The organism is Methylomonas montana (assembly GCF_030490285.1).
Lineage (GTDB): Bacteria > Pseudomonadota > Gammaproteobacteria > Methylococcales > Methylomonadaceae > Methylomonas > Methylomonas montana.
The window spans coordinates 3,721,203-3,745,710 of the sequence record NZ_CP129884.1 but is presented as its reverse complement, the minus strand read 5'-3'; the positions used below and the strand labels follow the sequence as shown (position 1 = coordinate 3,745,710).

The 24,508-nt window shown below is 52.9% G+C and carries 21 protein-coding genes; 8 read left to right on the top strand and 13 right to left on the bottom strand.

Annotated elements, in window-relative coordinates; all coding sequences use genetic code 11:
- Positions 1–13: 13 nt before the first annotated feature.
- The 6 genes from QZJ86_RS17300 to sucC form a co-directional block, all read right to left on the bottom strand.
- A complete protein-coding gene (locus QZJ86_RS17300) occupies positions 14–1,135 on the bottom strand; it encodes a hypothetical protein (RefSeq protein ID WP_301671726.1) in 1,122 nt (373 codons plus the stop codon).
- A gap of 4 nt (positions 1,136–1,139) precedes the next feature.
- Entirely contained in the window at positions 1,140–2,786 is a 1,647-nt protein-coding gene (locus QZJ86_RS17295) for an NAD+ synthase (RefSeq protein ID WP_301939020.1), read from the bottom strand.
- A 22-nt stretch (positions 2,787–2,808) separates the two neighbouring features.
- Positions 2,809–3,054 carry a DUF2442 domain-containing protein gene (locus QZJ86_RS17290; protein WP_301671724.1) on the bottom strand — a complete coding sequence of 82 codons (246 nt, stop codon included), beginning with the start codon at positions 3,052–3,054 and terminating at the stop codon, positions 2,809–2,811.
- A complete protein-coding gene (locus QZJ86_RS17285) occupies positions 3,032–3,202 on the bottom strand; it encodes a DUF4160 domain-containing protein (RefSeq protein ID WP_301671723.1) in 171 nt (56 codons plus the stop codon). Before QZJ86_RS17285 ends, QZJ86_RS17290 begins: the two co-directional genes overlap by 23 nt.
- Positions 3,203–3,273: 71 nt before the next feature.
- On the bottom strand, positions 3,274–4,140 hold the full coding sequence (gene sucD, locus QZJ86_RS17280; protein ID WP_301671722.1) for a succinate--CoA ligase subunit alpha: 867 nt from the start codon (positions 4,138–4,140) through the stop codon (positions 3,274–3,276).
- Positions 4,140–5,342 (bottom strand): ADP-forming succinate--CoA ligase subunit beta, encoded by a 1,203-nt coding sequence (sucC, locus tag QZJ86_RS17275; RefSeq protein ID WP_301671721.1) that lies wholly within the window; start codon positions 5,340–5,342, stop codon positions 4,140–4,142. The genes sucD and sucC overlap by 1 nt, the downstream gene beginning before the upstream one ends.
- Positions 5,343–5,440: 98 nt before the next feature.
- On the opposite strand from sucC, the gene QZJ86_RS17270 reads away from it, so the two are divergent.
- Both QZJ86_RS17270 and QZJ86_RS17265 read left to right on the top strand, forming a co-directional pair.
- Positions 5,441–7,066 (top strand): sensor histidine kinase, encoded by a 1,626-nt coding sequence (locus QZJ86_RS17270; RefSeq protein WP_301671720.1) that lies wholly within the window; start codon positions 5,441–5,443, stop codon positions 7,064–7,066.
- Positions 7,063–8,403 carry a sigma-54-dependent transcriptional regulator gene (locus QZJ86_RS17265; RefSeq protein WP_301671719.1) on the top strand — a complete coding sequence of 447 codons (1,341 nt, stop codon included), beginning with the start codon at positions 7,063–7,065 and terminating at the stop codon, positions 8,401–8,403. Before QZJ86_RS17270 ends, QZJ86_RS17265 begins: the two co-directional genes overlap by 4 nt.
- Positions 8,404–8,449: 46 nt before the next feature.
- On the opposite strand, the gene QZJ86_RS17260 is transcribed toward QZJ86_RS17265, so the two are convergent.
- Both QZJ86_RS17260 and QZJ86_RS17255 read right to left on the bottom strand, forming a co-directional pair.
- Positions 8,450–8,938, bottom strand: coding sequence for a hypothetical protein (locus tag QZJ86_RS17260; RefSeq protein WP_301671718.1), 489 nt, complete (start codon positions 8,936–8,938; stop codon positions 8,450–8,452).
- 149 nt (positions 8,939–9,087) lie between these two features.
- Entirely contained in the window at positions 9,088–10,923 is a 1,836-nt protein-coding gene (locus tag QZJ86_RS17255) for an EAL domain-containing protein (RefSeq protein ID WP_301671717.1), read from the bottom strand.
- Positions 10,924–11,102: 179 nt separating this feature from the next.
- Here QZJ86_RS17255 and QZJ86_RS17250 point away from each other — a divergent pair, with 179 nt between their 5' ends.
- The 3 genes from QZJ86_RS17250 (at position 11,103) to QZJ86_RS17240 (ending at position 15,472) form a co-directional block, all read left to right on the top strand.
- Entirely contained in the window at positions 11,103–11,954 is an 852-nt protein-coding gene (locus QZJ86_RS17250) for an HDOD domain-containing protein (RefSeq protein WP_301671716.1), read from the top strand.
- Positions 11,955–12,366: 412 nt separating this feature from the next.
- A complete protein-coding gene (locus tag QZJ86_RS17245) occupies positions 12,367–13,818 on the top strand; it encodes an OprO/OprP family phosphate-selective porin (RefSeq protein WP_301671715.1) in 1,452 nt (483 codons plus the stop codon).
- 124 nt (positions 13,819–13,942) lie between these two features.
- Positions 13,943–15,472: a choice-of-anchor I domain-containing protein gene (locus tag QZJ86_RS17240; protein WP_301671714.1), complete on the top strand. Its 1,530-nt coding sequence runs from the start codon at positions 13,943–13,945 to the stop codon at positions 15,470–15,472.
- Here the strand turns inward: QZJ86_RS17240 and QZJ86_RS17235 are convergent.
- Positions 15,456–16,760, bottom strand: coding sequence for a lipopolysaccharide biosynthesis protein (locus QZJ86_RS17235; RefSeq protein ID WP_301671713.1), 1,305 nt, complete (start codon positions 16,758–16,760; stop codon positions 15,456–15,458). The genes QZJ86_RS17240 and QZJ86_RS17235 overlap by 17 nt on opposite strands.
- Positions 16,761–16,939: 179 nt before the next feature.
- On the opposite strand from QZJ86_RS17235, the gene QZJ86_RS17230 reads away from it, so the two are divergent.
- From QZJ86_RS17230 to QZJ86_RS17220, 3 genes are all read left to right on the top strand, one after another.
- Entirely contained in the window at positions 16,940–18,364 is a 1,425-nt protein-coding gene (locus QZJ86_RS17230; RefSeq protein WP_301671712.1) for a sensor histidine kinase, read from the top strand.
- Between the two features lie 72 nt (positions 18,365–18,436).
- On the top strand, positions 18,437–19,378 hold the full coding sequence (locus tag QZJ86_RS17225; RefSeq protein ID WP_301671711.1) for a cation diffusion facilitator family transporter: 942 nt from the start codon (positions 18,437–18,439) through the stop codon (positions 19,376–19,378).
- Positions 19,379–19,385: 7 nt separating this feature from the next.
- A complete protein-coding gene (locus QZJ86_RS17220; protein WP_301671710.1) occupies positions 19,386–20,768 on the top strand; it encodes a sigma-54-dependent transcriptional regulator in 1,383 nt (460 codons plus the stop codon).
- Between the two features lie 3 nt (positions 20,769–20,771).
- Here the strand turns inward: QZJ86_RS17220 and QZJ86_RS17215 are convergent, their stop codons facing one another.
- Genes QZJ86_RS17215 through hemA form a run of 4 tightly spaced genes read right to left on the bottom strand, consistent with a single transcriptional unit; the run spans position 20,772 to position 24,423 of the window.
- Positions 20,772–21,194, bottom strand: coding sequence for a M67 family metallopeptidase (locus tag QZJ86_RS17215; protein WP_301671709.1), 423 nt, complete (start codon positions 21,192–21,194; stop codon positions 20,772–20,774).
- The gene (gene prmC, locus QZJ86_RS17210) at positions 21,191–22,072 is read right to left on the bottom strand and encodes a peptide chain release factor N(5)-glutamine methyltransferase (RefSeq protein ID WP_301671708.1); all 882 of its coding nucleotides are present in this window, start codon (positions 22,070–22,072) and stop codon (positions 21,191–21,193) included. Before prmC ends, QZJ86_RS17215 begins: the two co-directional genes overlap by 4 nt.
- Positions 22,073–22,078: 6 nt before the next feature.
- The gene (prfA, locus tag QZJ86_RS17205; protein WP_301671707.1) at positions 22,079–23,164 is read right to left on the bottom strand and encodes a peptide chain release factor 1; all 1,086 of its coding nucleotides are present in this window, start codon (positions 23,162–23,164) and stop codon (positions 22,079–22,081) included.
- 8 nt (positions 23,165–23,172) lie between these two features.
- On the bottom strand, positions 23,173–24,423 hold the full coding sequence (gene hemA, locus QZJ86_RS17200) for a glutamyl-tRNA reductase (protein WP_301671706.1): 1,251 nt from the start codon (positions 24,421–24,423) through the stop codon (positions 23,173–23,175).
- Positions 24,424–24,508: the final 85 nt, after the last annotated feature.

Genomic DNA, 24,508 nt, shown 5'->3' with positions numbered 1-24,508 from the left:
GGCGGACCGAGTTTTAGCCTTTGTGTTTGGCTTTGGTTTTGCCTTTCGGGTTGGCGTCGGCGATCAACGAGCGAGCCAATTTACGCAGGCCGTTGGAAGACACTTCCAGGCCCAGCGGCGAGCCTATCGATTCCAGTTCGTACATCAAGTCGGTGGCGGCGATCAACGTCACGTAGCGCAAGCTGGTGTTGCCGGGCAATTGAGTGGAGGCATCACGCAACAGCGGCGCGAGCCTATCCCAGGAGCTATTGAAGAATTTACGCACCGGATCGTTTTCCGCGACATATTCGGCGGTCAGGCCTTGCTCGAAAGCCACGCCGGCTTTTTGCAGTACATCGCGCAGCGTGGCTCGGTTGGCGGCGGCGTCGTTATTGATCGGCGCTTTGTCGATGGCTTTTTCCAATGAAGCCTGCCAGCCTTGCCAGAGGGTTTGCCATTGTTTCAATTCGGTTTCGTTTAACACGCCGGCCGGTTTCAAGCCGCTGGCGTTTTGATTGGTGGCGGTATAGCCGACGCTGATCAAAATGCCTTTCTCGTCAGCCTTAGCCTGATTGAAACGCAGGCTGTTGATAGTGTCATGCAATTCTTCGCTATCCTCGGCGGCGATGAACGGCAGCAGGGTTTTAGCGATGTCGGGCCGGGATTGATTCAAGTCGATTTTCAATGAAGCCAGTCTCGGTTCGGCGGCTTTTTTGATCAGCGATTGCAACTGGCTGATATTCAGCGGCTGGCCGTTGCGGTCGAAGGCATTGAGTTGGGTGACCGGAAAGCTCAGTACATTGCCGGAGGCATCCAGCGTCGGTTGTTGCAAGGTTTGCAGGATGCCGGACCATTCCACCAGCGTCATGCATTTGCCGCCCAGCGCGGTGCCAATCCGGGCTTGGACATTGTTCAGAATTTTGATCTGGCCTTGTTCGCCACTGATTTGCGGATGGTCGAGATCGAGGAAACTGCATTGCTTGCCGTCTTTCCAAGCCCTGACGGACTCATCCGGACCGTTGTAGAGCTGGCTGACCAGCAGACTTTTTATCAAACTGTACTCCATCGGCACCGGAATGTTGATTTCGCGGGCAAAGCCGTCTTGCGCGGTCAGCAGCAAACTGGTGGATAGTAATAGGGTACGCAGTGTTGACATGAATTTACTCCTTAACGTTGTCGGGCGCTGGTTGATTGAGCGCGGCCGTGCCGCGATAAGCGGATGAAATGGGATAACGGCGATCGCGGCCGAAGGCTCTGGGTGTGATGCGAATGCCTGGTGGCGATTGCCGGCGTTTGTATTCGTTTCTATCGACCAAGGAAATCGCCCGATGCACGTCGGCCGGGGCGAAGCCGAGCGCGACGATTTCCGCGGCGGATTTATCCTGCTCCACATACAGCGCCAGGATAGGATCCAACAGCGAATAGGGCGGCAAAGAGTCCTCGTCTTTTTGATCCGGGGCCAGTTCCGCCGAAGGTGCGCGGCTAATGACCCGTTGCGGAATCACCGGTGACAGCGTGTTACGGTATTCGGCCAGTTGGTAAACCAGTAATTTCGATACGTCTTTCAGTGGCGCGAAGCCACCGGCCATGTCGCCGTATAGCGTGGCATAACCGACGCTCATTTCGCTTTTATTGCCGGTAGTCAGCAGCAACTTGCCTTGTTTGTTGGAAATGGCCATCAGCAACACGCCACGACAGCGGGCTTGAATGTTTTCTTCGGTGGTGTCTTTTTGACTGCCGGCGAACAACGGCGCCAGCATCTGGTTAAAGGCTTGTACGGCCAGTTCGATCGGCAGGGTGTGATGCTTGACGCCGAGCGCATCGGCTTCCAAGCGGGCATCCTCGATACTCATATCCTGGGTGTAACGCGAGGGCATCAGCACCGCTTCGACTTTATCCGCGCCGAGCGCATCGGCTGCCAGCGCCAGTACCAGCGCCGAATCGATACCGCCGGAAAGGCCGAGTATCGCGCCCTGAAAACCGTTTTTACGCACGTAATCCTTGATGCCCAAAACCAGCGCTTTGTATTCGCTTACCACCGGTTGGTATAGCGCGGCGATACCGGCCTGCAGTGGTTGGTGGTCGACGAATTCGACTACGCTTAGCTGTTCTTCGAATTCGGCGGCACGGAATACGATGTGGCCGTTGCGGTCGGCGACGAACGAGGCGCCATCGAAGATCAGTTCGTCCTGGCCGCCGATCTGATTGACGTAGACCAGCGGTATCTGAGTGTGTTTAATTTGCGAGCAGATGATGCCCTCGCGCTGCTGCATCTTGCCGGCATGAAACGGCGATGCATTCAGCGTCAGGATAATGTTGGCCCCGGCGGCGCGGTTTTTCTCGATGATGCCCGCTTGCCAGATGTCTTCGCAGACCGTCAGCGCCAACCGGGTGTCTTTGACCGTGAACAAACAGGTTTGCTCGCCGGCTGAGAAGTAACGCTGCTCGTCGAACACGCCATAGTTGGGCAGCGCATTTTTATGGTAGTGAGCGAGGACTTCACCGTCTCGCAGTGCGGCGGCAGCGTTGTATAGCTTGCCCTGGTATTGGCGCGGGTAGCCGATCACGACCACTATGCCGGTTACCCGGGCGGTGATTTCGGCGACGGCTTGTTGCGTTTGTGCAATGAAATCGGCCCGAAACAGCAAGTCTTCCGGCGGATAGCCAGTGACGCACAGCTCCGGGAATACCACGACATCGGCTTGTTGCTGCTTGGCCTGAGTGGTCGCCTCGATAATTTTGGCCGTGTTGGCTTGAATGTCGGCAACCGTGAAATTGAGTTGGGCTAGGGCTATTTTTAAGGGCAGCATTACAAAAAATTTATTGCGGTTAAGCCGCTTGTTGATGCGGGATGCTAACTAACATGCTTTCGATGCTGAGTTGTAAATCCAGCATCGGCCATTCGATGCCGGTTCCAGCGCAGATAAAACGATGGTCGGCGCGTTGTTGATCGTTTGCAACTTGCAATTCCTGATACCAGTTCAGCGGTGTCGAGATAATGCGGCCATCGGCAAGCTCCACATGCAGATATTGCGTGTCGATACGTACATCTTTACCGGTTATGAAAGTAGTCATGCCATGCCTCCATAAATGATTGCTGATGAGCTTCGGTAATTTCCAGAGCCTGTTTTAAATCCTTGGGCTTCAAAGTACTACGAGTCACTTTAAAAGTTGCCAGCTCAATTTTTGCAAATTCATCGCCTCTGCTGACGTGTATATGCATGGGATCGTGTTCGTTGGCGTAAAAGAAAAACTTGAAACCGTTAAGATTCAATAGGGTGGGCATGATGCGGATTAAAAACAATCCCGCATCGCTGCACCAATATCCGAAGGCGAGCTGACCATGCTGACACCAGCGGCTTGCATCGCGGCAATTTTACCCGCTGCAGTGCCCGCGCCGCCGGTGACGATGGCGCCGGCGTGGCCCATGCGCTTGCCGGGCGGTGCGGTCTGGCCGGCGATGTAGCCGACGACCGGTTTGGTCACGTGAGCTTGGATAAATTCCGCCGCCTGTTCCTCGTCGCTGCCGCCGATTTCACCTACCATCACGATGCCGTAGGTGTCCGGGTCATCTTGAAAACGGCTCAACACGTCGATGAAATTCATGCCGTGAATCGGGTCGCCACCGATGCCGACGCAGGTGCTTTGACCCAGGCCTTCGCGGGTGGTTTGATGCACGGCTTCGTAAGTCAGTGTGCCGGAGCGGGAAACGATGCCTATCTTGCCGGGCAGATGAATATGGCCGGGCATGATGCCGATTTTGCATTGGCCGGGCGTGATCACGCCGGGGCAGTTGGGGCCGACCAGCAGCGATTTCGTGCCTTGCATCGCGGCTTTGACTTTCAGCATTTGCAATACCGGAATGCCCTCGGTGATGCAGATGATCAATTCGATGCCGGCATCGACCGCCTCCAGGATCGCGTCGGCGGCGAAAAACGGCGGCACGTAAATCATCGATGCCGTGGCGCCGGTGGCTTTCACTGCTTGTTGCACGGTGTCGAATACCGGCAAATCCAAGTGTGTCGATCCGCCGCGGCCAGGCGTGACGCCGCCGACCAGTAGCGTACCGTAAGCCAGTGCCTGCTCGGAATGAAAAGTGCCTTGTTTACCGGTGAAGCCTTGGCAGATGACTTTGGTATTTTTGTCGATCAGAATGCTCATTAGATTGCGCCCTCCAGGGATGACGGAAGTGCGGTAGATGGTCCCTCCGCTAATTTAACCGCCTGTTCGGCAGCGCTGTTCAAATCTTCAGCGGCGACCAGGCCCAAACCGGAGTCTTTCAACATCGCCAACCCTTGTTCGACATTGGTGCCTTCCAGACGCACCACCACCGGTATCGTCAGATGCATTTCCTCGACGGCGGCCAGGATGCCGGCGGCGATCACGTCGCATTTGACGATGCCGCCGAAAATATTCACCAGTACGGCTTTGACGGTGCCGTCGGACAGAATCAGCTTGAAGGCTTCCTTGACCTTGTCCTTGTTGGTGCCGCCGCCGACGTCCAGGAAATTGGCCGGCGCGCCGCCTTTTAGCTTGACCATGTCCATCGTGGCCATCGCCAAACCGGCGCCGTTGACCATACAGCCGATGTTGCCGCCGAGGGTGATGTAGTTGAGGTCGAACTGTTTGGCTTCGGCTTCCTTGGGATCTTCCTGCGCGGCGTCGCGCATCGCGGCGATGTCCGGGTGCAAGGCGATGGCGTTGTCGTCGAAATTGATTTTGGCGTCCAGCGCCAGCAATTTGCCGTCGTCGGTTTGAATTAAAGGATTGATTTCGATCTGGCTGGCGTCCTTGGCCAGAAACAGCTGGTAGATGCCGGTCATGACGGTTTGCAACTGGCTTTGCTGGTCCTTACCCAAACCTAGCGACGCTGCGATCTGGCGGCATTGATAGGCTTGTAAGCCGGCAGCCGGATGTACCGGCACATGGACGATTTTTTCCGGTGTTTCGGCGGCCACTGCTTCGATGTCCATGCCGCCGGCGGCGGAAGCGATGAAAATCAGCCGTTCGCTTTCCCGATCCAGCAACAGGCTCAGGTAAAATTCCTGGCTGATAGCCGACGCTTCTTCTATCCAAACGCTATCGATAGGCAAGCCGGCGGCATCGGTTTGATGGGTGACCAATCGGGTTCCCAGCATTGCCGCGCTGTAATCTTTCACTTCGTCCAGCGTCCTGGCGACCTTGACGCCACCCGCTTTACCGCGGGCGCCGGCGTGGACTTGCGCTTTGACGACCCAGGCTGAACTGGACAAGCTTCGTGCCGCTTGTTGCGCTTGTTCCGCCGTCGTTGCCACGGCACCCTGCGGCACCGGGATCGCAAACTCCCTAAATAGTTGTTTAGCCTGGTATTCGTGAATATTCATTGATTACTCCATGGATGGCTTAAATCGCGGCGCCCGAGTTGATGCTATGATTGACTCGGCATTCATTCTAACCAACTCTTGATAAAAAACGACGGGCAATGCTTTCTTCATCGGTCGATACTCTTTATCCCTGCCCTTTTTCCAAAAGGTACGGCATTCCCGTTCGCCAAGCCTGGTTGATGTTGAAAATCTTTGCCCTATACCGGTTCGTCGTCGCCAGCCTGTTCGTGATGCTGTTTTATTTACGCTTCGGGCCGTCGTTGCTGGGCTCTTATGCGCCGTCATTGTACCAGTTCGCCAGCCTTGCTTATCTGGGGATTTCGCTGTTTGCCGTACCGGTCGCGCTGCATTTGCGCTTCAGCTACGCCAGTTTGGCACAGCTGTTCATTTTTACCGATATCGTGTTTATTACCATGCTGATGCATGCCAGCGGCGGTATCGGCAGCGGCATCGGTATTTTGTTGGCCATTTCGATAGCCGCCGGCGGCTTGCTGATCGGTGGCCGTTGTGCAGTGTTGTTCGCGGCTCTGGCCAGTCTGGCGATCCTGGCCGAAGAGGTGTATGCAATAGAAACCCATGCCTTCGAAAACACCAGGCTAACTTATGCGGGTATGTTGGGCGGGGCTTTTTTTTCAATCGCCTTCCTGTCGGTTATCCTGGCGCAGCGCGCGGAGCAATCGGCGATTTTGGCGCAACGGCAACAGCGGACCATCGTTCGGCTGGAAGGGCTTAACCGCTATATCATTCAACATTTGCAATCGGGCATCATGATAGTCGATGGGCAGCAAGCTACCCAGCTATCCAACCAATCCGCGCTACGCTTGTTAGGGTTATCGGAACAACCCGAGCACTTGGGGGCGGTCTCGCCGGAACTCAGGCAAGCCTTCGAGTGGTGGCGAGTCAATGAGGATCAGGATTTCGCGATTGTCCGCTTGCCGGAGCGAGGCGAAGTTCAGGTGCGGTTTTCGGCGTTGACCATGGATGGGGAAGCCTTATACATGCTGATTTTTGAGGACATTGCTTTATATAGCCAGCGTTTGCAGCAGAGCAAATTAGCGTCCCTGGGGCGCTTAACCGCCAGTATCGCCCATGAGATCCGCAATCCGCTTAGTGCTATCAGTCATGCCGGGCAGTTATTATCGGAAGCGCCGGAATTAGAGCCGCAGGAATTGCGTTTAACCGAAATCATCCAAACCCACTGCCGGCGAGTTAACAGTATCATCGAAGATATCCTTAAATTATCTCGCCGCCATCCCTCGCGGAAACAAAAGATTGTGTTGGAGCAATGGTTGCCGGCGTATCTGCATGAGCAAAAATTGCAGATGGGGCCGCAGGCGGAATGTTTTGAATTGGTGTTTAAAGCGCAAGGTCTTAATGCTTGCATCGACGGCGGGCATTTGAAGCAGATTCTGGATAATCTCTGCGCCAATGCCTTGCAATACGGTAGGCCCGAACTCGGAAAAATTGTGCTTGAAGTCAGCAGTGTGCAGAACGAGCCTTGTATCCGGATGATTGACAATGGCAAGGGCATAGCCGAGGAAGATAGGCAGCATTTGTTCGAGCCGTTTTTCACCACTTCACACAAAGGCACAGGTTTGGGGCTTTACATCTCCAAAGAACTGGCCGAACTTAATCAAGCTGAATTAAGCTATGCCGAATGCGCTGGAAAATCCTGTTTTACCTTGTTGTTGGCTAATGCCGATCACGCTGTCATCGAAATATGAATATGCCCATTACACTGGTGGTCGACGATGAACCCGACATCAGAGAATTACTCGAAATCACCCTAAACCGCATGCAGATCCAGACCCGCTCTGCGGCGAGTTTGGCGGAAGCCAAACAATTGTTGGCGGGACAGACTTTTGATTTGTGTTTAACCGATATGAAATTGCCGGATGGCGATGGACTGGACCTGGTCGATTATATTCAGTCGGCCGGCTTGCAATTGCCGGTGGCGGTGATTACCGCGCACGGCAGCATGGATATCGCTATCAAGGCGATGAAAAAGGGCGCTTTTGACTTTCTATCCAAACCGGTCGATCTGGCAGTGCTCAGAAAACTGGTCAGTCATGCCTTGCAGGCCTCACTAAGCCGTGTGAACGAAAAGGAGCGGCGCACCCGCGATATCTTGTTGGGTGAATCGGCGTTGATGTGCAATATTCGTTCAAAGATCAATAAGGTGGCCCGCAATCAGGCGCCGGTTTACATTAGTGGTGAATCCGGTGCCGGTAAGGAATTGGTGGCCAGATTGATTCATCAACAGAGCCCGCGCGGCGATAAACCCTTTATCGCCATCAACTGTGGAGCGATCCCGCAAGAGTTGATGGAAAGCGAATTCTTCGGGCACAGAAAAGGCAGTTTCACCGGGGCTGTCGCCGATAAGCAAGGCTTATTTCAGGCCGCCGATGGCGGCACCCTGTTTCTCGATGAAGTAGCCGATTTGCCGTTGGCATTGCAAGTCAAATTGTTACGAGCGATACAAGAGAAAAAAATTAGGCCCATCGGCGAGCAGCGAGAAGTGGCCGTCGATGTGCGTCTATTAAGTGCCACGCATAAGGATTTAACCAAGATGGTCCAGGATGGCAGTTTTAGGCAGGACTTGTATTATCGGATCAATGTCATTGAACTAAGCTTGCCACCGCTGCGAGCCAGGCCGGCCGATATTCCGCAGCTCACCGAGCATTTATTGCGCGGCCTGGCGCAGGCCAACGGCATGGCATTGCCTAAATTGTCGGATGCGGCCACTAATGCCTTAAAGAATTATTATTTCCCCGGCAATGTCCGTGAACTGGAAAATATACTGGAGAGAGCCCTGGCGCTGCACGAGGGCGGTATGATCGAGGTTGACGATCTGAATTTGCCGTTGGGGCTGGAGTTGGCGGCGGCCGAGGATTTTGACGCGGAAAAAATGTCGCTGGAAAGCTATCTTGAGGACATTGAAAAAAAGGCCTTGAGCACTGCGCTGGAGGATAATCGCTGGAACAAAACCGCAACCGCCAAGCAGTTAGGTTTGACCTTTCGGTCGCTGCGATATCGGCTGAAAAAATTAGGCTTGGAATAAACCGGCAGCCCGGATTTTAGGCTGCCGTACGCGGTATGGGCGATGTTTATTGGTATTTGTCCATGGTTTTCAGTTGTTGCAAGGCCGCCTGTATTTTTGTGGTGGTCGCATCATCCAACTCATTGTTCTTATAAACTTTGTCGAGTAAGCCTTCTTCTACCAGCGCATCTTTGATCCAGCGTTTTGCGAAATTGTAACTGGCGGGAATTTTGGTGACTTCGCCGGTTTTTGGATTTTTGACACTGTCGGCCGCTGGAGCTGTTTTGGCGGCAGCGGTCTTGGCGGGGGCGGCTTTGCTGGCTGGGGTTTTGGTTGTTGCAGGTTTGCTAGAGGCGGGTTTGCTTGGAGCGGCTTTTGCGGTGGTTTTTACTGCGGCGGGGGGGGCGGTCTGTTCGGCTTGGACTACTGGTTTCGATGTTTCCGGCTTGACCGTCTCGGGTTTTCTACTTTCCGGTTTTTCCTTTTTGCCGCCGAGCACTACAAACACCACATAAGCAACAAAAATAGTCGTTGCTATAAAAAGCAATTCAGCCATAACCCTTCCCCTTTGTTTGTTTTTTTAATTAAGTTTAAGAACAATATGATGACAAGTGTATACACCGAAGGCGAATATACCAGAGCAAGTCAACTCGGTAAACTAATACCCAATTCCTTGTAAAGGCTAAATCTTTCTAAAGATGGACATTAATTTATCAGCAAGGGAGACTGTTGTGCAGCCTGCAAAATGGCTATAGAGACTTTGCTATCCAGCAAATTCCGGTCAGGTTTGCCAAAGGCGTAGCCCTGTCCGAAATTAACGCCTATTTCTCTCAATTTCAGCGCGGTGCCGGGTGATTCGACAAATTCGGCGATGGTTTTTTTGCCGAGTTTCGCGGCAATTTCCACCATTGATCTGACCAGGATTTGGTCGGTTTCATTATCGAGTAAGTTTCTAATGAACTGGCCGTCGATTTTCACGTAATCGACCGGAAAGGTTTTCAGATAATTGAAAGAACAAAAGCCGGCGCCGAAATCATCCAGTGCAAATTTACAGCCCAGCGCCCGAATTTTGTTAATCATATGCCGGGTATTTTCGAAATTATCGACGGCGGCCGTTTCGGTAATCTCGAAAGTTAGCCGGCCGGCATCGACCCAAGACATCTCCAGCTTATCGCTGATGGTCGATAACAGATCCGGATACTGAAAAGCGGAGCTGGACAGGTTGATAGCCAACGACACATGGGACATATACGCAGGAAGTGCCGCCAGAAAATCGATGGCATTTTCAACCACCCAGAGGTCAATGCCGTGGATCAAACCGGTTCGTTCCGCCACCGGGATAAATTGATCGGGTGTGATAAGGTCATTGCTTTCGCTACGCATCCTCAGCAGTACTTCGTAATGGGATATATAACCGTCGCTCAATTGCACCACCGGCTGGAAAACCAGGAACAAATGGTTTTCCCGTAAGGCTTTACGAATCAATGGTACCCAGTAAATATCCCGCCGCCTTTCCTGGACGCTAAGATCTTCGCTGCTATAGATCCAAATATTGTCACGGCCATTGCTTTTGGCGAAATTACAGGCTTGGCGGGCGTGCAGGATCATCTCGCCGGGATGAAATGCGGAAATGGCGTTATCGAGAGTGGCGATGCCGATCGAAACCGAGGCGCTGTAGCAGACTTCTCCGGTAAAGAACCTAAAGTTATCGACGGTGTATTTTATCGTTTCAGCTAGAGTTTGAGCTTGTTTTTTGGTCTTGTTTTCAAGAAACAAGCAAAATTCGTCGGCACCGATCCGGGCAAACAAACTGCCGGGCGGCACCTGTTTTCTGACTAAAATCGCGAGTTCGACCAGCAGTCGGTCGCCCACCTCAAAGCCCTCCAGTTCGTTGATCAGGCTAAAGCGGTCGACATCGATAAATAACAGCGCGCCGTCTTTTTGGGTCTTATTGCTGCGGTTAAGGATTAATCTGAGCTGACGCTCGAAGCTGCTGCGATTGAACAGGCCGGTGAGCTCGTCGTGAGCGATTAGAAACTTAAGCTTGGCATCGATAACGTTTTTGGCCGCCAGTTCGTTGATCAATTGCTCTTCTTGCCGGAGGCGTAATTGACGTTCTAGTTTCAAACTCAATAAAAATTTGACGGCGAGTAGTAATTCCTGAGTGTTAACCGGTGTGTTTATTTTGTAAGTCAGGCAGTCGCCGCACGGGGAACGGCAGTGGTCGAAGTCGCAGATAAAGTCGTCGTCATTTAGAATCACCACTGGAATAAAGGACGCCGCGCGGGTACTGGCAAGGCTTTCGCATATTTCCTGCGCTTTGCATCCCGGTAGAGAGGCATTCAAGACCAGTAGGCCGATTGCCTCGGGCTGATCGCTGTACGGCTTGATGAGCTGATAAATCTCATCGCCATTGCTTGCCAGGCGGATATCCGTATAACCTTTGGCTTTTAAAGTAGTAACAATTTTTTGTGCGGAGATTTCATTGTGCTCCGCGATGATGATCAGTTTTTCTTTCAGCGCTTCACTGGCAATCGTCATAGAGCCGTCCAGGAGTCTTCATAAACACGGGAGCTATCAACATGGGCTATGGAGGAGGGTCGGGATTAGGGGGGGTTGTATTTCCATTGAAATGGTCTAGGTTTAAGCGCAGGACTTAAAGTCGTTTCTATGCTATTGCTTTTCAGTATAGGTGTAAATTTAATTTTTTAGAATTATTGATGATAGATTCCTCAACATCCACCTTGACTGCAGCGGACTTGCTTAGAGGCGATTTACAACTAGCGTCGCCACCCAACGTCTATTTTTTGTTGAAGAAAATAGTCGATGATCCCAGTAAAACCGCCAAGGATGCCGCGTTTGTGATCGAGGACGACGCGGCGTTGGCCATGAAGTTATTAAAAATAGTCAATAGCGCATTTTATGGCTTTCCGTCGCAAGTGACCTCAATAGCCAAGGCTATCACTTTGATCGGTTCCCGCGAGTTGTATAATTTGGTACTGGGTACGGTGATCGTCGACCGCTTCTCCAACCTGCCGGGCCAACATTTTTCGATACACGATTTCTGGGCCAGAAACCTGCGTTGCGCGCTGATTACCAGGGAGTTGGATATTCAGTTCGGCAAGTCGTACGTGGACACTGCATTTTTATGCGGTTTGGTGCACAACATCGGCCAGCTGGTATTTTACCGGCGGATCCCGGTATTGGCTCGAGAAGTGGATTTATTATTGCAATCGCAAATGCATCTGGCGGTTGACGATGAAGTCAGTATCGAACAGGCGGTCATCGGTTTCGATCATTTTCAGACAGGCGCGGAGCTGTGCCGCTTATGGAAATTACCGGAAGTGGTAGTGGAAAGCATCCGCTTGCACTGTTTTCCGGACCACATCGGCGCTTATTCCGATCTTGCTGCCATGGTCAGATTGGCCAATTGTTTAAGCCGTATCGAAAACCCTTACGACGCTTTCTCCGTCAGCGCCTTGAACCTGTCGCCCGAACAAATCAGTTTTATTCTCGATAAAACCAGTGACGAGTTCGAAATCATTTTTAAGCTGTTTTACCCCACCATCTAAAGCAAACGCCGGCAAGTTGGCGTTGCCCTCCCTCGTAGGCCAATGCGACTAAGTCAAGAGTTGGACCGGCCGTAGGGTCGAATTTATTCGACCTTTAGCGCGCCCTTAGTGCGAATAAATTCGCACCTACAGGTAACGGCATTGCCTGCCGGTTCGGCTCAAGCCCCGCGACTCGCTTAAATGTTGCCGAAATGTGACAGGGCGCTCCTCGAATTGCGCCGTTCTTGCTAACGACACGCTATCGATTGGCAGGCAAAGTGTCTGCGCTGTCGCAAAAAAGCAACGGCAGCGCAATCTAAATTCGTATTGTCACAAAGTTGTCATATTGCCTCCATACAATGCGCACCAAGCTTGCTGATCGTGATGATCTTCGAGTTAACGCATTGATTTATTTAAATTTTGGAGAATCTTGATGAAACTTTCTAAACTGAGCCTAGCAGTGGCGACTGTCATTGGCTCGGGTGTCTGTGTTGATGCCATGGCGCTGGACTTATACGTGGACTCTAAAACCAAGCAAATTTTTGCCGAGCCAGGTCCGGGCCGTTCCAAACTGGGTTCGTTCGAAAAAGTCGAAGACACGGCGGCGCAAAAAGCCGAGATTCAACAAATCAAGGAAGATTTGGCGCTGAAAGACAATGCGCTTAAAGCACTGGATGAGCATGCGAAATCAGATGAAGAGAACGTGAAAGTCAAATTAGACAATAAAGGCGTGCAATTTGAATCCGCTGACAAGGATTTCAAATTCAGACTCGGTGGCCGTATTCATGCCGATGCATCGTACACCAGCGGTGACGATAACCTGCTAAGTGGTGCAACACATGTCGAAGCCAATGACGGTACCGAAATGCGTCGGGCACGGATGGAGTTTCTGGGTACTTTCTACAAAGACTGGGATTTCAAGAGCCAGGTGGATTTTGCCGACAATAGCGTCGCGGTCAAAGACATGTTTATCATGTATAAAGGCTTAAAAGATTTTGAGTTCACGGCGGGTCAACAAAAACAAGCTTTCAGTCGCGAGTTGCAGGAAAGCTCGAATGACATGATGTTCATGGAACGTTCATTGATGGATTCCCTGAATGCTCCAACCGTTGACCGGGCTATCGGTCTTAATGTCGCATCGATGCATAAAGACTGGACTGGGCAGGTGGGTGTCTACGGCGATACTGTGACTGCCAATAGTCAAAACAATAAGGCGGATGAAGGTTGGGGTATCAGCACACGTTGGACCTATGCACCGATCAACGAGAAAACCAAGTTAATCCATTTGGGTGTGGCGGGTAACTATCGCGATCCGAATGCCAACGATCAAGTCACCGATCACGCACTGAGATTGCGCTCGGAAACCTCGCACATGTCCAACCTCAATCTGATCGATACCGGAAACATCACAGGCATCAATGCTATCCAAATGGTCGGCTTGGAAGCCAACGCCCTCTATGGACCATTTACGATCGGTGGTGAATACACGCAAATGTGGCTCGATCGTAAAAATGGCGGCGATAACGCCGAATTTAATGGCTGGTACACCGAAGCTTCATGGACCATCACCGGCGAATCGCGCAAGTACAAAAACGGCAAATTTTATAAAGTGGAACCCAACAAAGTATTTAGCTTGAAAAATGGTACTTGGGGCGCATGGGAACTGGCCGGTCGTTACTCTGAGGCTGATTTGAACAGCGGTAATATCAGAGGCGGGCAGCTGTCCAATATGACCGTGGCATTGAACTGGTACTTGAACAGCAATATCCGCTTCATGGCTGACTACAACAAGACCTTGGATATGAGCGGCTCACCGATCAGAACGGTAGGCGGCGGCGAACCTAATGTTGATACCTTTATGCTGCGCGGTCAGTTGGCATTCTAATCGGTTGATTTTCCAGTCAGGCTCAAGCCGCGCCGAGGCAACTTGGTGCGGCTTTTTTTGTGTTTAATGTTTGCGTTAAGATGCAAGGCCTTGGCGTCAATCTTATTTTTATTTGGAGACACTCTTGAAAAAGAACCATCTGTTGCTTGCGATGTTGCTGCTGTCGAGTTGTGCGGAGCATCCGGTCACGGGCCCGGCCACCAGTCAGTGGCAATTGCAGCCGCATTGCCTTTATTACTCCGGACACGACAAAGGCACCGAGATCGTCAGTGTCCAGCAACAGACCCTGCGGGCGGTATTGAGCAATTTTGATACCGGCGAGGCCGATGTACTGGATGTCAGCCAGCCCGGAAAAATCACGCGCCTGAACCGGTTTAATCTGGGTTTGCACAAGGGCGAGGAGTTTACCTCGGTGGCATTTCATCCGTCGCTAGATGTGTTCGCGGCCGTGATCGACGCCGGCAATAACAGAGGCCGTTTGGAAATTCGTTCCGCCAGCAGCGGGGCCTTGCTGGATCGTGTAGAAGTGGGTTTCGGGCCGGATGCGGTGGTGTTTTCCAAGGATGGTGGCGCCGCGTTGGTCGCCAACGAAGGCGAGGAGTTTTCGTTCGATAAACAGACTGGCGATTTTTTTTCCGCCGAGGGCAGCATTTCTATCATCCATCTGGATAAAAATGCCAAAGTGAAAGCCAACGCCAATATCGAGTTGGCGGATGTCACGCATAGGGAAGGTTTTATCGTCGCGGAAAAAGGCCATTTTCTGGAGCGGGAAATCGACTGGGACGGCGATGGCAAGATCAGTAAAAAAACCGATTTCGACGGCAATGGCGCGATTGAAAACAAGAAAGTCAAAATCGGCCGTTTCGAGGGCACCGATGTGTATGCGAACGAAACCAAGGGCGAAGCCAAAATCCGGATTCCTGTCGCCAGCGACTCGAAAACCTTATTGGAACCCGAATATATTGCCCTGTCGCCCGATGCATCGAGAGCTTATGTGACACTGCAGGAAACCAATGAAGTAGCCGAAGTGGACGTGACGAATGGGCGGATATTAGGGTATTTCAATATGGGGATCGCCGAACACGGTGCCGACCGCAAGTCAAATGGCTGGGTGGAATTTAATCAGTCGGTGATGGCCTTGCGCGAACCGGACGGGATTGCCTTGACGCCGGATGGCCGTTATTTCGTCACCGCCGACGAAGGCGATACCGATACCGAAGTGCAAGATGGCGAAGAACCGTTACAAAGCGGCGGTAGGACTGTCAGCGTGTTCGACGCCAAAACCGGCGATTTCGTCGCCGATACCGGCAATCAGCTCGATGAAATCAGCTTTGCTCACGGTGTTTATCCCGAGCGGCGCAGCAACAAAAAAGGCGCCGAACCGGAAGGAGTGGTGACGTTTGAAATGGATGGCCAACCTTGGGCGGTAGTAGGCATGGAGCGTGCCGATGCCTTGGTACTGATTGCCTTGGTCGACCCCAAGCATCCCAAGACGGTGGCGCTGGGCAAGATTCCCGGTGAAGAAAGCCGCTCGCCGGAAGGTGTCGCCCATTTCGAAAACAACGGCGAGCATTATTTGCTGACCGCCAACGAAATGATAGGCACCGTCGCTTGTTTTAAAGTGGTGCGGGGAGAGTTCACGCTTGAGCATTAACGGCGAATAGCTTGCGCATATGCCGATAGGCCAGCCACTTCAGGCTGGCGAACAGCAATATGGTTGGCAATGTGTAAGCGATTGCAACCCCGCTGGCGCCGTAGAGAAAGCCAAAAATAAAACTCAGGCCGATCATGCCGATAGCGGCTAACGTGATCAACCCAACTACCAGACGATTGCGTCCCATGAACTGGAGATAGTAGGGCGAATCGGAAAACAAGGTACAAAACGCTGCGCCAATCGCGCTGATGAGTAAAGCTGTATAACCGCTCGCAAAGGTGGCGCCGAACAGATAGAGTATTTCCTGGCCCCATAGACCGATGATGCCCAGAAAAGCCCCGACAAAGGCGGCAATCAGGCGCATGCGTTTAACTTGCAGGGCTTTGATGCCAACCTGATCGCGGCGCTCCAGCAAAACCACCAGCATAGGTAGATAATAGCGATTGGTCGAGGTGCCTATCAATGAAATCAACGCCGTGGTTTGCATGGCGATTGCATAAATGCCCACCACGGCTTCGGATGGATGGAGAATTTCCAGAATGATAGTGCCGCCGTTGGTCAGCATGGTCATCATCAAACTGCTGATCATTAACGGCAGTGACTTTTTTAGCCATCGGCTTTTACGTTTCAGATCGGCGTCAATCCGATGCAGTCCTCTGGGACTGGCGGCTCGTGCCGTTACTATCATCAATATCAATGTCAGACACCAAGCGGTACCAAAACAAAGTACCGCGGAAACCGCCGTTAGTTCGATTTGAAAGTCGCTTAAACTGAGCAACAGCAGTAAAAATACGGCGGGCAGGAAAAAACGATACAAGACCAGGGAGAGAATTTGCGCACCGAATACGGTAATGACTTCGATCAAGAACAGACACAGCGCAATCACTGGCAGAAAGCCGGCATAAATTACTATGGCAATGTGCAAATCGGCATTTTGCCAGGCTAGAAAGGCTTCTAGGCCTACGCTGAGCAAGCCCATCAAGAATAGGCTGAACAACAGGATGGTACGCAACGAAAACACCCAGAAGCCGCGCAGCCTGGGCCAGTTTTCGCGCTCTATACACAAAGCAATCTGACGCAGGGCATATTTTTCCAGTCCCAAGGTGGCCAGGGTCGATAGCAAAGCGATGACGGAAGTTGCCACGCTGAAATCGTCAAAAGCATCGATAGTCAGATGACGAGCCAACAAAATATTGGCCCAATACAGCAAGGCATAATTGACTAGGCTCAAGCCAAACAACATCAAGGAGTTGAAGTTGTTCGGATGGATGGAAAAGTTGGGATTCAAGGGAGTCCTTTGGGTTTAAACCATGCTTTGGCTAGGTTTGTTTCCATGTTGTAAGGCTTAAGGGAGTGTAAGGGCACTGAAATGAAAACGTGGCGTCACTAGGCTTATATTAACCAAAAGGAATCGGTGGTGAGAGATAATATTTTCGTCATAATTTCATTAACTATTCTGGTTTAACTATGTATCCCACCATGCGCCAGTTGCTGTTTCGCCCGGTTATTTTCGTCAGCCTTGTGTTGGGTTTACTGGTGATCGGCGAACTGTTGGCGATAGGCCGATTGACTTGGGTCAACGACCAACGGATCCACACCATAGAACGCGACATCGGCCGCGGTCATCATCTGGAAGATACGTTGTTCGAGTTGCTGCAACTGCAATTGACCATTTCCACCAATCAACAGGTGACCGAGTCGGAAAAAATCCAGTTGGCGGAGATTCAAGCTCAGCTGATCGGCAGTTTGCAGGACTACAACCGTTCGATACCGGCCAACTTGCAACAATTGCAGGAAGTGTTCGCTAAGGCCGTGCAAGGCGACCAGGCCAATCTGGTCAAGGCTTTGCAATTGATTAGGGAGGTGCTGGATCAGCAGGCGCAGGAGGAAGAACGGCTGTTGATCAACATTGAAGACGACGGCCAGTTGGAGATGCAATTGGCGGTTATCCTGCCCTTGCTGTTGTTGTGGATCGTGCGTTATTTCTTCCGGACCAATGTGCTGGAACCGCTGGATTCGTTAAAAGAGCTGTTGTCCGGGCTGGCCGAGGGCGAGATGAAGCCGATTGCGCACGACACATCCGACCCGTTGATGCATGCCTTGTTCGACCGTTATAACCATTTGGTGTCCCGCTTGCTGGAGCTGGAGCAGGAGCATCTGGAGCATACCGCCCTGTTGGAATATCGGGTCAGGCAGACCAGTCACGCGCTGCTGGAGCGTAGCCAGCAACTGGCCAGGGCGGAAAAGTTGGCGGCGTTGGCGGAACTGGCCGCCAGCACCGCGCACGAGTTGCGCAATCCGCTGGCCAGCATTCAGTTGGCTTTGGAGAATATGCTGTCGGAGTGTCAGGATGCCGAACTTGCCGAACGCATGCAGTTGGTTTATCGGGAAGTACAGCGCTTGACGCGTAATCTCAACGATCTGCTGGCTTCGGCTCGCAGCAACGGCGAATCCTCACAAAGGATCGCCGTGCGCCAAGTGTTGGCAGAATTATTAATGTTGTTGAAATATCAGGCCCGCGAAAATATCGTTTTTAACGATCATGTGGCCGAGGATTTATATGTGTTTTTGCCGGAAAGCGAGTTTCGGCAAGTGTTGCTGAATTTGCTGCTGAATTCGCTACAGGCCATTGGCCACGATAGCGGCGAGGTCAATGTTACGGCGATTGCCGAAAACGGCCGCTTGGAATTGACGATTAGCGATAGCGGACCGGGCTTTAGCGAGGCTTTTCTGCAACACGGCATCAGGCCTTTCGTCAGCCTGAAAGACGGTGGCAGCGGGCTGGGATTGGCAATGGTGCAGCGTTTCGTTAAGGATCATCAAGGCCGGATGCAACTGCAAAACGACGCGCAAGGCCATGCCAGTGTGACATTGACCTTTCCGGTGGCATAAATTGTGGCAGGCCGGATTTTGGGCTAGCGAGTCTGTTAGACTATCGGCCCTTTCAAGCGCTTACCAAGCCTTATGAGTAGCCCACAAAAATCCCTCACATTATACGGTTGGCTGTCCATCATGGCGGCCGTCAGCACCATCGCTCTGAAAAGCTATGCCTATTTGCTGACCGGCTCAGTCGGCCTGTTGTCCGATGCCTTGGAATCGCTGATTAATCTGGTGGCGGCAGTCATCATGTTGATAGTGCTGACCATTTCCGCGCGGCCGCCAGACGATACCCATGCTTACGGCCATGAGAAGGTTGAATATTTTTCCAGCGGCGCCGAAGGCATCATGATCTTGCTGGCGGCTTTCAGCATCGCTTACGCGGCTTGGGAACGCTTGTGGCACCCGCAGCTATTGCATCAGCTGGATCTGGGGATTGCGGTTTCGGTGTTCGCCTCGCTGATTAATTTATTCGTCGCCCGCATTTTGATCGGAGTCGGCCGGCGCCGGCAATCGATTACGCTGGAAGCCGACGGCAAGCATCTGATGACTGATGTTTGGACCACGGTCGGTATTTTGATCGGCATCGCGGTCATTTCGGTGGCGAATCGTTTCGAAGCGACTTTAGCGTTTGCCAAACAATTGGGCCTGAACGGCTGGGAAATTCTCGATCCCATCATCGCCATCGGCGTGGCGCTGCATATCGTCTGGGCCGGGCTGCAATTGATCCGGCGTACCGTGGCCGGTTTGCTGGACGCGGCATTGTCGGCCGAGGAAATCGCCGAAATCGTCGCGGTATTGGAACAGTTTGTGGTCAGCGACGGTATTGCCTACCATGCCTTGCGTACCCGCTATGCCGGTGCCCGGCGGTTTATGTCGGTGCATGTGCTGGTGCCGGGTAGTTGGACGGTACAGCAAGGCCACGATTTGCTGGAAAGCATGGAGCGGCAAATCATGGATAAGTTCGACAACATCGATATCGACACTCATCTTGAACCAATCGAAGACTTAGCGTCTTGGGAGCACTGAAACTCATATGCCCGATACCCTGCTGATTATTGAAGACGAAGCATTGCTCGGTTCCGAGCTGGCCCGGTTTTTTCGAAAAAAAAACTGGGAAGTAACGGTCACGGAAACCCTGCAACAAGCCGAGCGGCATTTGCTGAGTCAAGTGATCGATCCTTTGGTGGTGTTGTCGGATATGAATTTGCCCGACGGTAACGCCTTGGATTTACTTGAGAGAACCAAGGATCAAATCGGCAGCAGCGAATGGGTGTTTCTGACCGGTTACGGCAGTGTCGCCGATTCGGTCAGAGCGGTACGGCTGGGTGCTTACGATTTCGTCGAAAAGCCCTGCGAGCTGGAACGCTTGAATCTGCTGGTGGAAGGTGCGGCGCGTAGTGCCAGGGCCCAGCGCCGTCTGCAGCAGCAGACCGAAGTGCAGAGCAAACGTTACACGGTCGATGCCTTGATCGGCAGCAGTCCCGTCGCCACCAGGCTGCGCAGTATGGTGGCGCAGATGGCCAGGGTGCCGTTTTCCAGTCTGATTATTTCCGGCGAGACCGGCACCGGCAAAGGTTTGGTCGCCCGTATTTTGCATGCCAGCGGTAGTCGTTCCAGGGCGCCGCTGATTGAAATCAATTGCGCGGCACTGCCGCGAGAACTATTGGAATCGGAGTTGTTCGGTTACGAAGCCGGGGCATTTACCGGCGCCAAGAAACGGCATCGCGGCCTGTTCGAGCAAGCCCACACCGGCACCTTGTTTCTTGATGAAATCGGCGAGATGGATTTGGAGTTGCAAGCCAAGCTGTTGACGGCCGTAGAAGATTTACGGATTCGCCGCTTGGGTAGCGAGGCCGAGTTTGCCATCGATGTGCAGATTATCGCGGCGACTAATCTGGATTTGGTGCAAAAGGTGGAACAAGGTTTATTTCGTAGCGATTTGTATCACCGGCTGAACGTGATGAGTTTGCGGGTGCCGGCTCTTCGGGAGCATAAAGAGGACCTGGACGAGTTGGTGCCGATGTTTATTGCTGAGAGCAATCGAAAATCCGCGAAAAACGTCAGAAACATTTCCCGGCAGACCTGGGAGCTATTAAAACGCTACGACTGGCCGGGGAACGTCCGCGAATTGCGCAATGTGTTGGAGCGTTGCGTATTGTTGGCGTACGACGACGATTTTCCCGAACAGTGGCTACAGCTACCCAATGTGTCGGCGAAGCCGGCCGCACAACACAGCGAGAACGGCATCTTCCTGCCGTTGGACGGCAGCTTGAGCTTGCAGGATATGGAGAAGTATCTGATTCAGGAAGTCTTGAACCGCACCGACGAAAACGTCACGGCCGCGGCCAGAATGTTGGGTACCACCAGGGAAACCCTGCGCTACCGGGTGCAGAAGTACCATTTGAAGTGCAAGTAGGCTTTAGGCCTCGATCAAATTCAGTACCGCTTCGGTGACGGTTTGGCCGGTGATCTTGAAGCCGCGCAATTCCAGCACGCCCTTGGTGTTCAAGGAAATAATCAAATGTAGCGCTTCCGGATAACTGGCTTGTTCGATGTCGGTAGCGGACGGCACGGCGGGAGTGTCCGGATGGGAATGGTAAATCGCGAACAGGCTTTCGCCTTTGTCGCGCATCTGTTTCATCGCGGCGATTTGCTGGCCGGCCTCGAGCAGGAAACGATTTTTCGGCGTTTTCGCACTATTGCTGATTGGATAACAGCTGACCGGCATGCCGTTGCTGTCGGCGCCGATCAGGCCGCAGACTTCGGCTTCCGGCGACAGTTGCGCCAAGTGCAGCAATTGATTGGTGAGTTTGCGCGGCAGGCTGATTTCTAAGTGGTTCATATCGGGTTCCATATTCCGGACGTTACTCGGGGATTGCCGGACAAATCGGCGTGAGTGGTGAATTGTCGGTAGTTCAACGCAGTAAAAATCGCTTGTACGTCGGTTTGTTGATTGTAACCGTGTTCGATCAATAATTGGCCGCCGTCTTTTAAGTGTCGGCGGGCTTGCTCGGCAATCAAGCGAATATCTTGCAAGCCGTTTTCGGCGCTGATCAAGGCGCTATCGGGTTCGAAACGCACATCCCCTTCCTGCAAATGCGGATCGTCGTTGGCGATGTAGGGCGGATTGCTAAGCACCAAATCAAAACCGGTTTCGTCGATCCGGTCGAACCAATGCGATTGTATAAAGCGTACGTTACCGGCGTCGAGCCGCTCGGCATTGTAGCGGGCGATTGCTAAAGCTGCCGCGCTAAGGTCGCTGGCGACTATATCCGCTAGCGGTCTTTCCGCGGCCAGCGTGATGGCGATAATCCCGGAGCCTGTGCCGAGATCGATGGTTTTGCAGGGCCGGTCGGCCGGCAGCAGGGCTAAGCTGAGTTCTATCAGCAATTCGGTGTCGGGCCGAGGGATCAGGACATCGGGACTGACTTTGAAATTACGCGACCAGAATTCGCGCTGGCCGGTTAAATAGGCTATAGGTTTGCCTTGCCAGCGTTGCTCTATCAGCATTTGAAACTGGGCGATTTGTGCCGGGCTGGGTTGATGTTCCGGCCAGGCTCGGAGAAACGAGCGGTTTTTGTTCAGGCAGTGGCAGAGCAATACTTCCGCGTCCAGTTCGGCAGAGTCCGAGTTTTTTACCAACTGCTCTATCGCGATGGACAGTAAGTCGCGGATAGAAATAGGTAGGGCCGAACTCGCTATTGCGCTCTGACGGGTCATTCGTTCTTAGGCATTGCCCAACTGGGTCAGCAATTCCGCTTGATGTTCATGAATCAGCGGTTGAATCACATGTTCCAGCCCGCCTTCCATGATTTCTTCCAACTTGTACAGTGTCAGATTGATGCGATGATCGGTGAGCCGGCCTTGCGGGTAGTTGTAGGTGCGGATGCGCTCGGAACGGTCGCCGCTGCCGACTTGCAGCTTACGGCTTTCCGATTGTTCGGCATGTTGTTTTTCTTGGGCGGCGGACATCAGGCGTGCTTGCAATACCGACATCGCGCGGGCGCGGTTTTTGTGCTGCGAGCGTTCGTCCTGACATTCGACGACCACGCCGGACGGGATGTGGGTAATGCGGATCGCCGATTCGGTGCGGTTGACGTGCTGACCGCCGGCGCCGGAAGCGCGGAAGGTGTCGACGCGCAGGTCTGCGGGGTTGATGTCGATTTCGTCGACCGCATCGACTTCCGGCATGATCGCCACGGTGCAAGCCGAAGTATGCACGCGGCCTTGCGATTCGGTTTCCGGCACGCGTTGCACGCGGTGGGTGCCGGATTCAAACTTTAATTGCGAATAGACGTTTTGGCCGCTGATACGCATGATGACCTCTTTGAAACCACCGTGTTCGCCGCGATTTTCGTTGATGATCTCGCTGCTCCAACCCTGTCTTTCCGCATAGCGTTGATACATCCGCGCAAGATCGCCGGAGAAGATCGCCGCTTCGTCGCCGCCTGTGCCGGCTCGTACTTCCAGAAATACGTTACGGTTGTCGTTGGGGTCCTTCGGCAGCAGCAGGATTTGCAGCTGTTGTACCAACTCCTCGCGTTGTGCCTCGGCAGCCTGGATTTCCTCTTTGGCCATTTCCCGCAGCTCTGGGTCACTGTCTTTAGCCATTTCCTGAGCCGATGACAGATTGGCTTCGTTGTCTTGATAGGTTTTGTAGCAGGCCACTAGCGGTTCTATTTGTGCGTATTCCTGGCTCAGGCTGCGAAATTGATTTTGATTGCTTTGCACTTCTGGTTGCGACAGCAACGCGGTGATTTCCTCGAAGCGTTCGCCGAGGTTTTCCAGTTTGGTTTGTATCGAGGATTTCATTGAGTGGTTTAACGTAATTTGAAAATTTCGCGGGAGGCGGCGATCAGGTCGTGGCGTTCATTAGCGCCGGCCTCGCGTAATTGCGCACAGGGCGTGTGGATCAGTTTATTGGTCAAGGTATGCGCCAAACGCTGTAAAACTTCCTCGGCCGCCGCGCCACCATTCAATTGTAACAGCGCTTTTTGCAAAGCCTCGTCGCGGGTGAGTTGAGCCTGGGTGCGGTAATCGCGGATGGTTTCCTGGGCGCCTTGCGAACGCAGCCAGGCCAGGAAGTGTTCGACTTGGGTGTCTATGATTTCCTCGGCCTGCTCGGCGGCGCGGCGGCGGGAATCCATGTTTTGATTGACGGTGTTTTGCAGGTCGTCGACGGTATACAGATACACGTCGCGCAATTGGGCAACCTCGGCTTCGATGTCGCGCGGCACGGCCAGATCGACCATAAACATCGGTTTATGCTTGCGGATTTTGATCGCGCTCTCCACACGGCCCTTGCCGAGTATCGGCAGTTGGCTGGCGGTGGAGGACACCACAATATCGGCTTCCGCTAAATGAATTGGCAGCTCAGACAGCGCTATCGCGTAGCCGTTGAACTGCATTGCCAGGGCGTGGGCCTTGTCGTAGGTACGGTTGGCGATGATGATGCGGCCGATGCCATGTTGATGCAGGTGGCGGGCTGTGAGTTCTATGGTCTCGCCGGCGCCGATTAGTAACGCGGTTTGCTCGCTGAGTTTGTCGAAAATTTGCTGGGCCAGTTGCACGGCGGCGAATGCTACCGATACCGGACTGGAGCCGATGGCGGTATCGGTGCGGACTTTTTTAGCGGCGGAAAAGGTGTGTTGAAACAATTTGCTGAGATTTCTACCCAGTGTGCCGGCCTGAGATGCGGCATGGTAGGCGGTTTTCATTTGGCCGAGAATTTGTGGCTCGCCCAGGATCATTGAATCCAGGCCGCAAGCGACTCGGAACATGTGCCGTATCGATTGGCTGTCCTTATAGCTGTACAGATAAGGGGCAAATTCGGCGGGTTTGATCTGTTTGGTGTCGGCAATCCAGTTGACCAGCGAGGTTTGGTCGTCGCTGTCTGCCTGGCAATAGAACTCGGTGCGGTTGCAAGTCGAGAGTATCGCCGCTTCGCTGATTTCGCGAAGATTCCATAGGTTTTTCAGCGTGTTGTCGAGGATTTCCGTCGGGAAAGCCAAGCGCTCGCGGACCGCGACCGGCGCTGTGTTGTAATTTATCCCTACGGCAAGAAGAGTCATCGGTTGCGAACAATAGCACAAGAAAAGTGCGATATTTTAAGGAATGCGCGGTTTTTGTCCAAATACAATGAAACGACAGTCCGAT

Coding starts and splice junctions, on each gene's coding strand:
- QZJ86_RS17250 (WP_301671716.1), top strand. CDS start 11,103: ATGATAGATTCCTCAACATCCACCTTGACTGCAGCGGACTTGCTTAGA.
- sucC (WP_301671721.1), bottom strand. CDS start 5,342: ATGAATATTCACGAATACCAGGCTAAACAACTATTTAGGGAGTTTGCG.
- prfA (WP_301671707.1), bottom strand. CDS start 23,164: ATGAAATCCTCGATACAAACCAAACTGGAAAACCTCGGCGAACGCTTC.
- QZJ86_RS17270 (WP_301671720.1), top strand. CDS start 5,441: ATGCTTTCTTCATCGGTCGATACTCTTTATCCCTGCCCTTTTTCCAAA.
- QZJ86_RS17225 (WP_301671711.1), top strand. CDS start 18,437: ATGAGTAGCCCACAAAAATCCCTCACATTATACGGTTGGCTGTCCATC.
- QZJ86_RS17220 (WP_301671710.1), top strand. CDS start 19,386: ATGCCCGATACCCTGCTGATTATTGAAGACGAAGCATTGCTCGGTTCC.
- QZJ86_RS17245 (WP_301671715.1), top strand. CDS start 12,367: ATGAAACTTTCTAAACTGAGCCTAGCAGTGGCGACTGTCATTGGCTCG.
- prmC (WP_301671708.1), bottom strand. CDS start 22,072: ATGACCCGTCAGAGCGCAATAGCGAGTTCGGCCCTACCTATTTCTATC.
- QZJ86_RS17260 (WP_301671718.1), bottom strand. CDS start 8,938: ATGGCTGAATTGCTTTTTATAGCAACGACTATTTTTGTTGCTTATGTG.
- QZJ86_RS17265 (WP_301671719.1), top strand. CDS start 7,063: ATGAATATGCCCATTACACTGGTGGTCGACGATGAACCCGACATCAGA.
- QZJ86_RS17215 (WP_301671709.1), bottom strand. CDS start 21,194: ATGAACCACTTAGAAATCAGCCTGCCGCGCAAACTCACCAATCAATTG.
- QZJ86_RS17230 (WP_301671712.1), top strand. CDS start 16,940: ATGTATCCCACCATGCGCCAGTTGCTGTTTCGCCCGGTTATTTTCGTC.
- QZJ86_RS17290 (WP_301671724.1), bottom strand. CDS start 3,054: ATGACTACTTTCATAACCGGTAAAGATGTACGTATCGACACGCAATAT.
- QZJ86_RS17300 (WP_301671726.1), bottom strand. CDS start 1,135: ATGTCAACACTGCGTACCCTATTACTATCCACCAGTTTGCTGCTGACC.
- QZJ86_RS17285 (WP_301671723.1), bottom strand. CDS start 3,202: ATGCATATACACGTCAGCAGAGGCGATGAATTTGCAAAAATTGAGCTG.
- sucD (WP_301671722.1), bottom strand. CDS start 4,140: ATGAGCATTCTGATCGACAAAAATACCAAAGTCATCTGCCAAGGCTTC.
- QZJ86_RS17255 (WP_301671717.1), bottom strand. CDS start 10,923: ATGACGATTGCCAGTGAAGCGCTGAAAGAAAAACTGATCATCATCGCG.
- hemA (WP_301671706.1), bottom strand. CDS start 24,423: ATGACTCTTCTTGCCGTAGGGATAAATTACAACACAGCGCCGGTCGCG.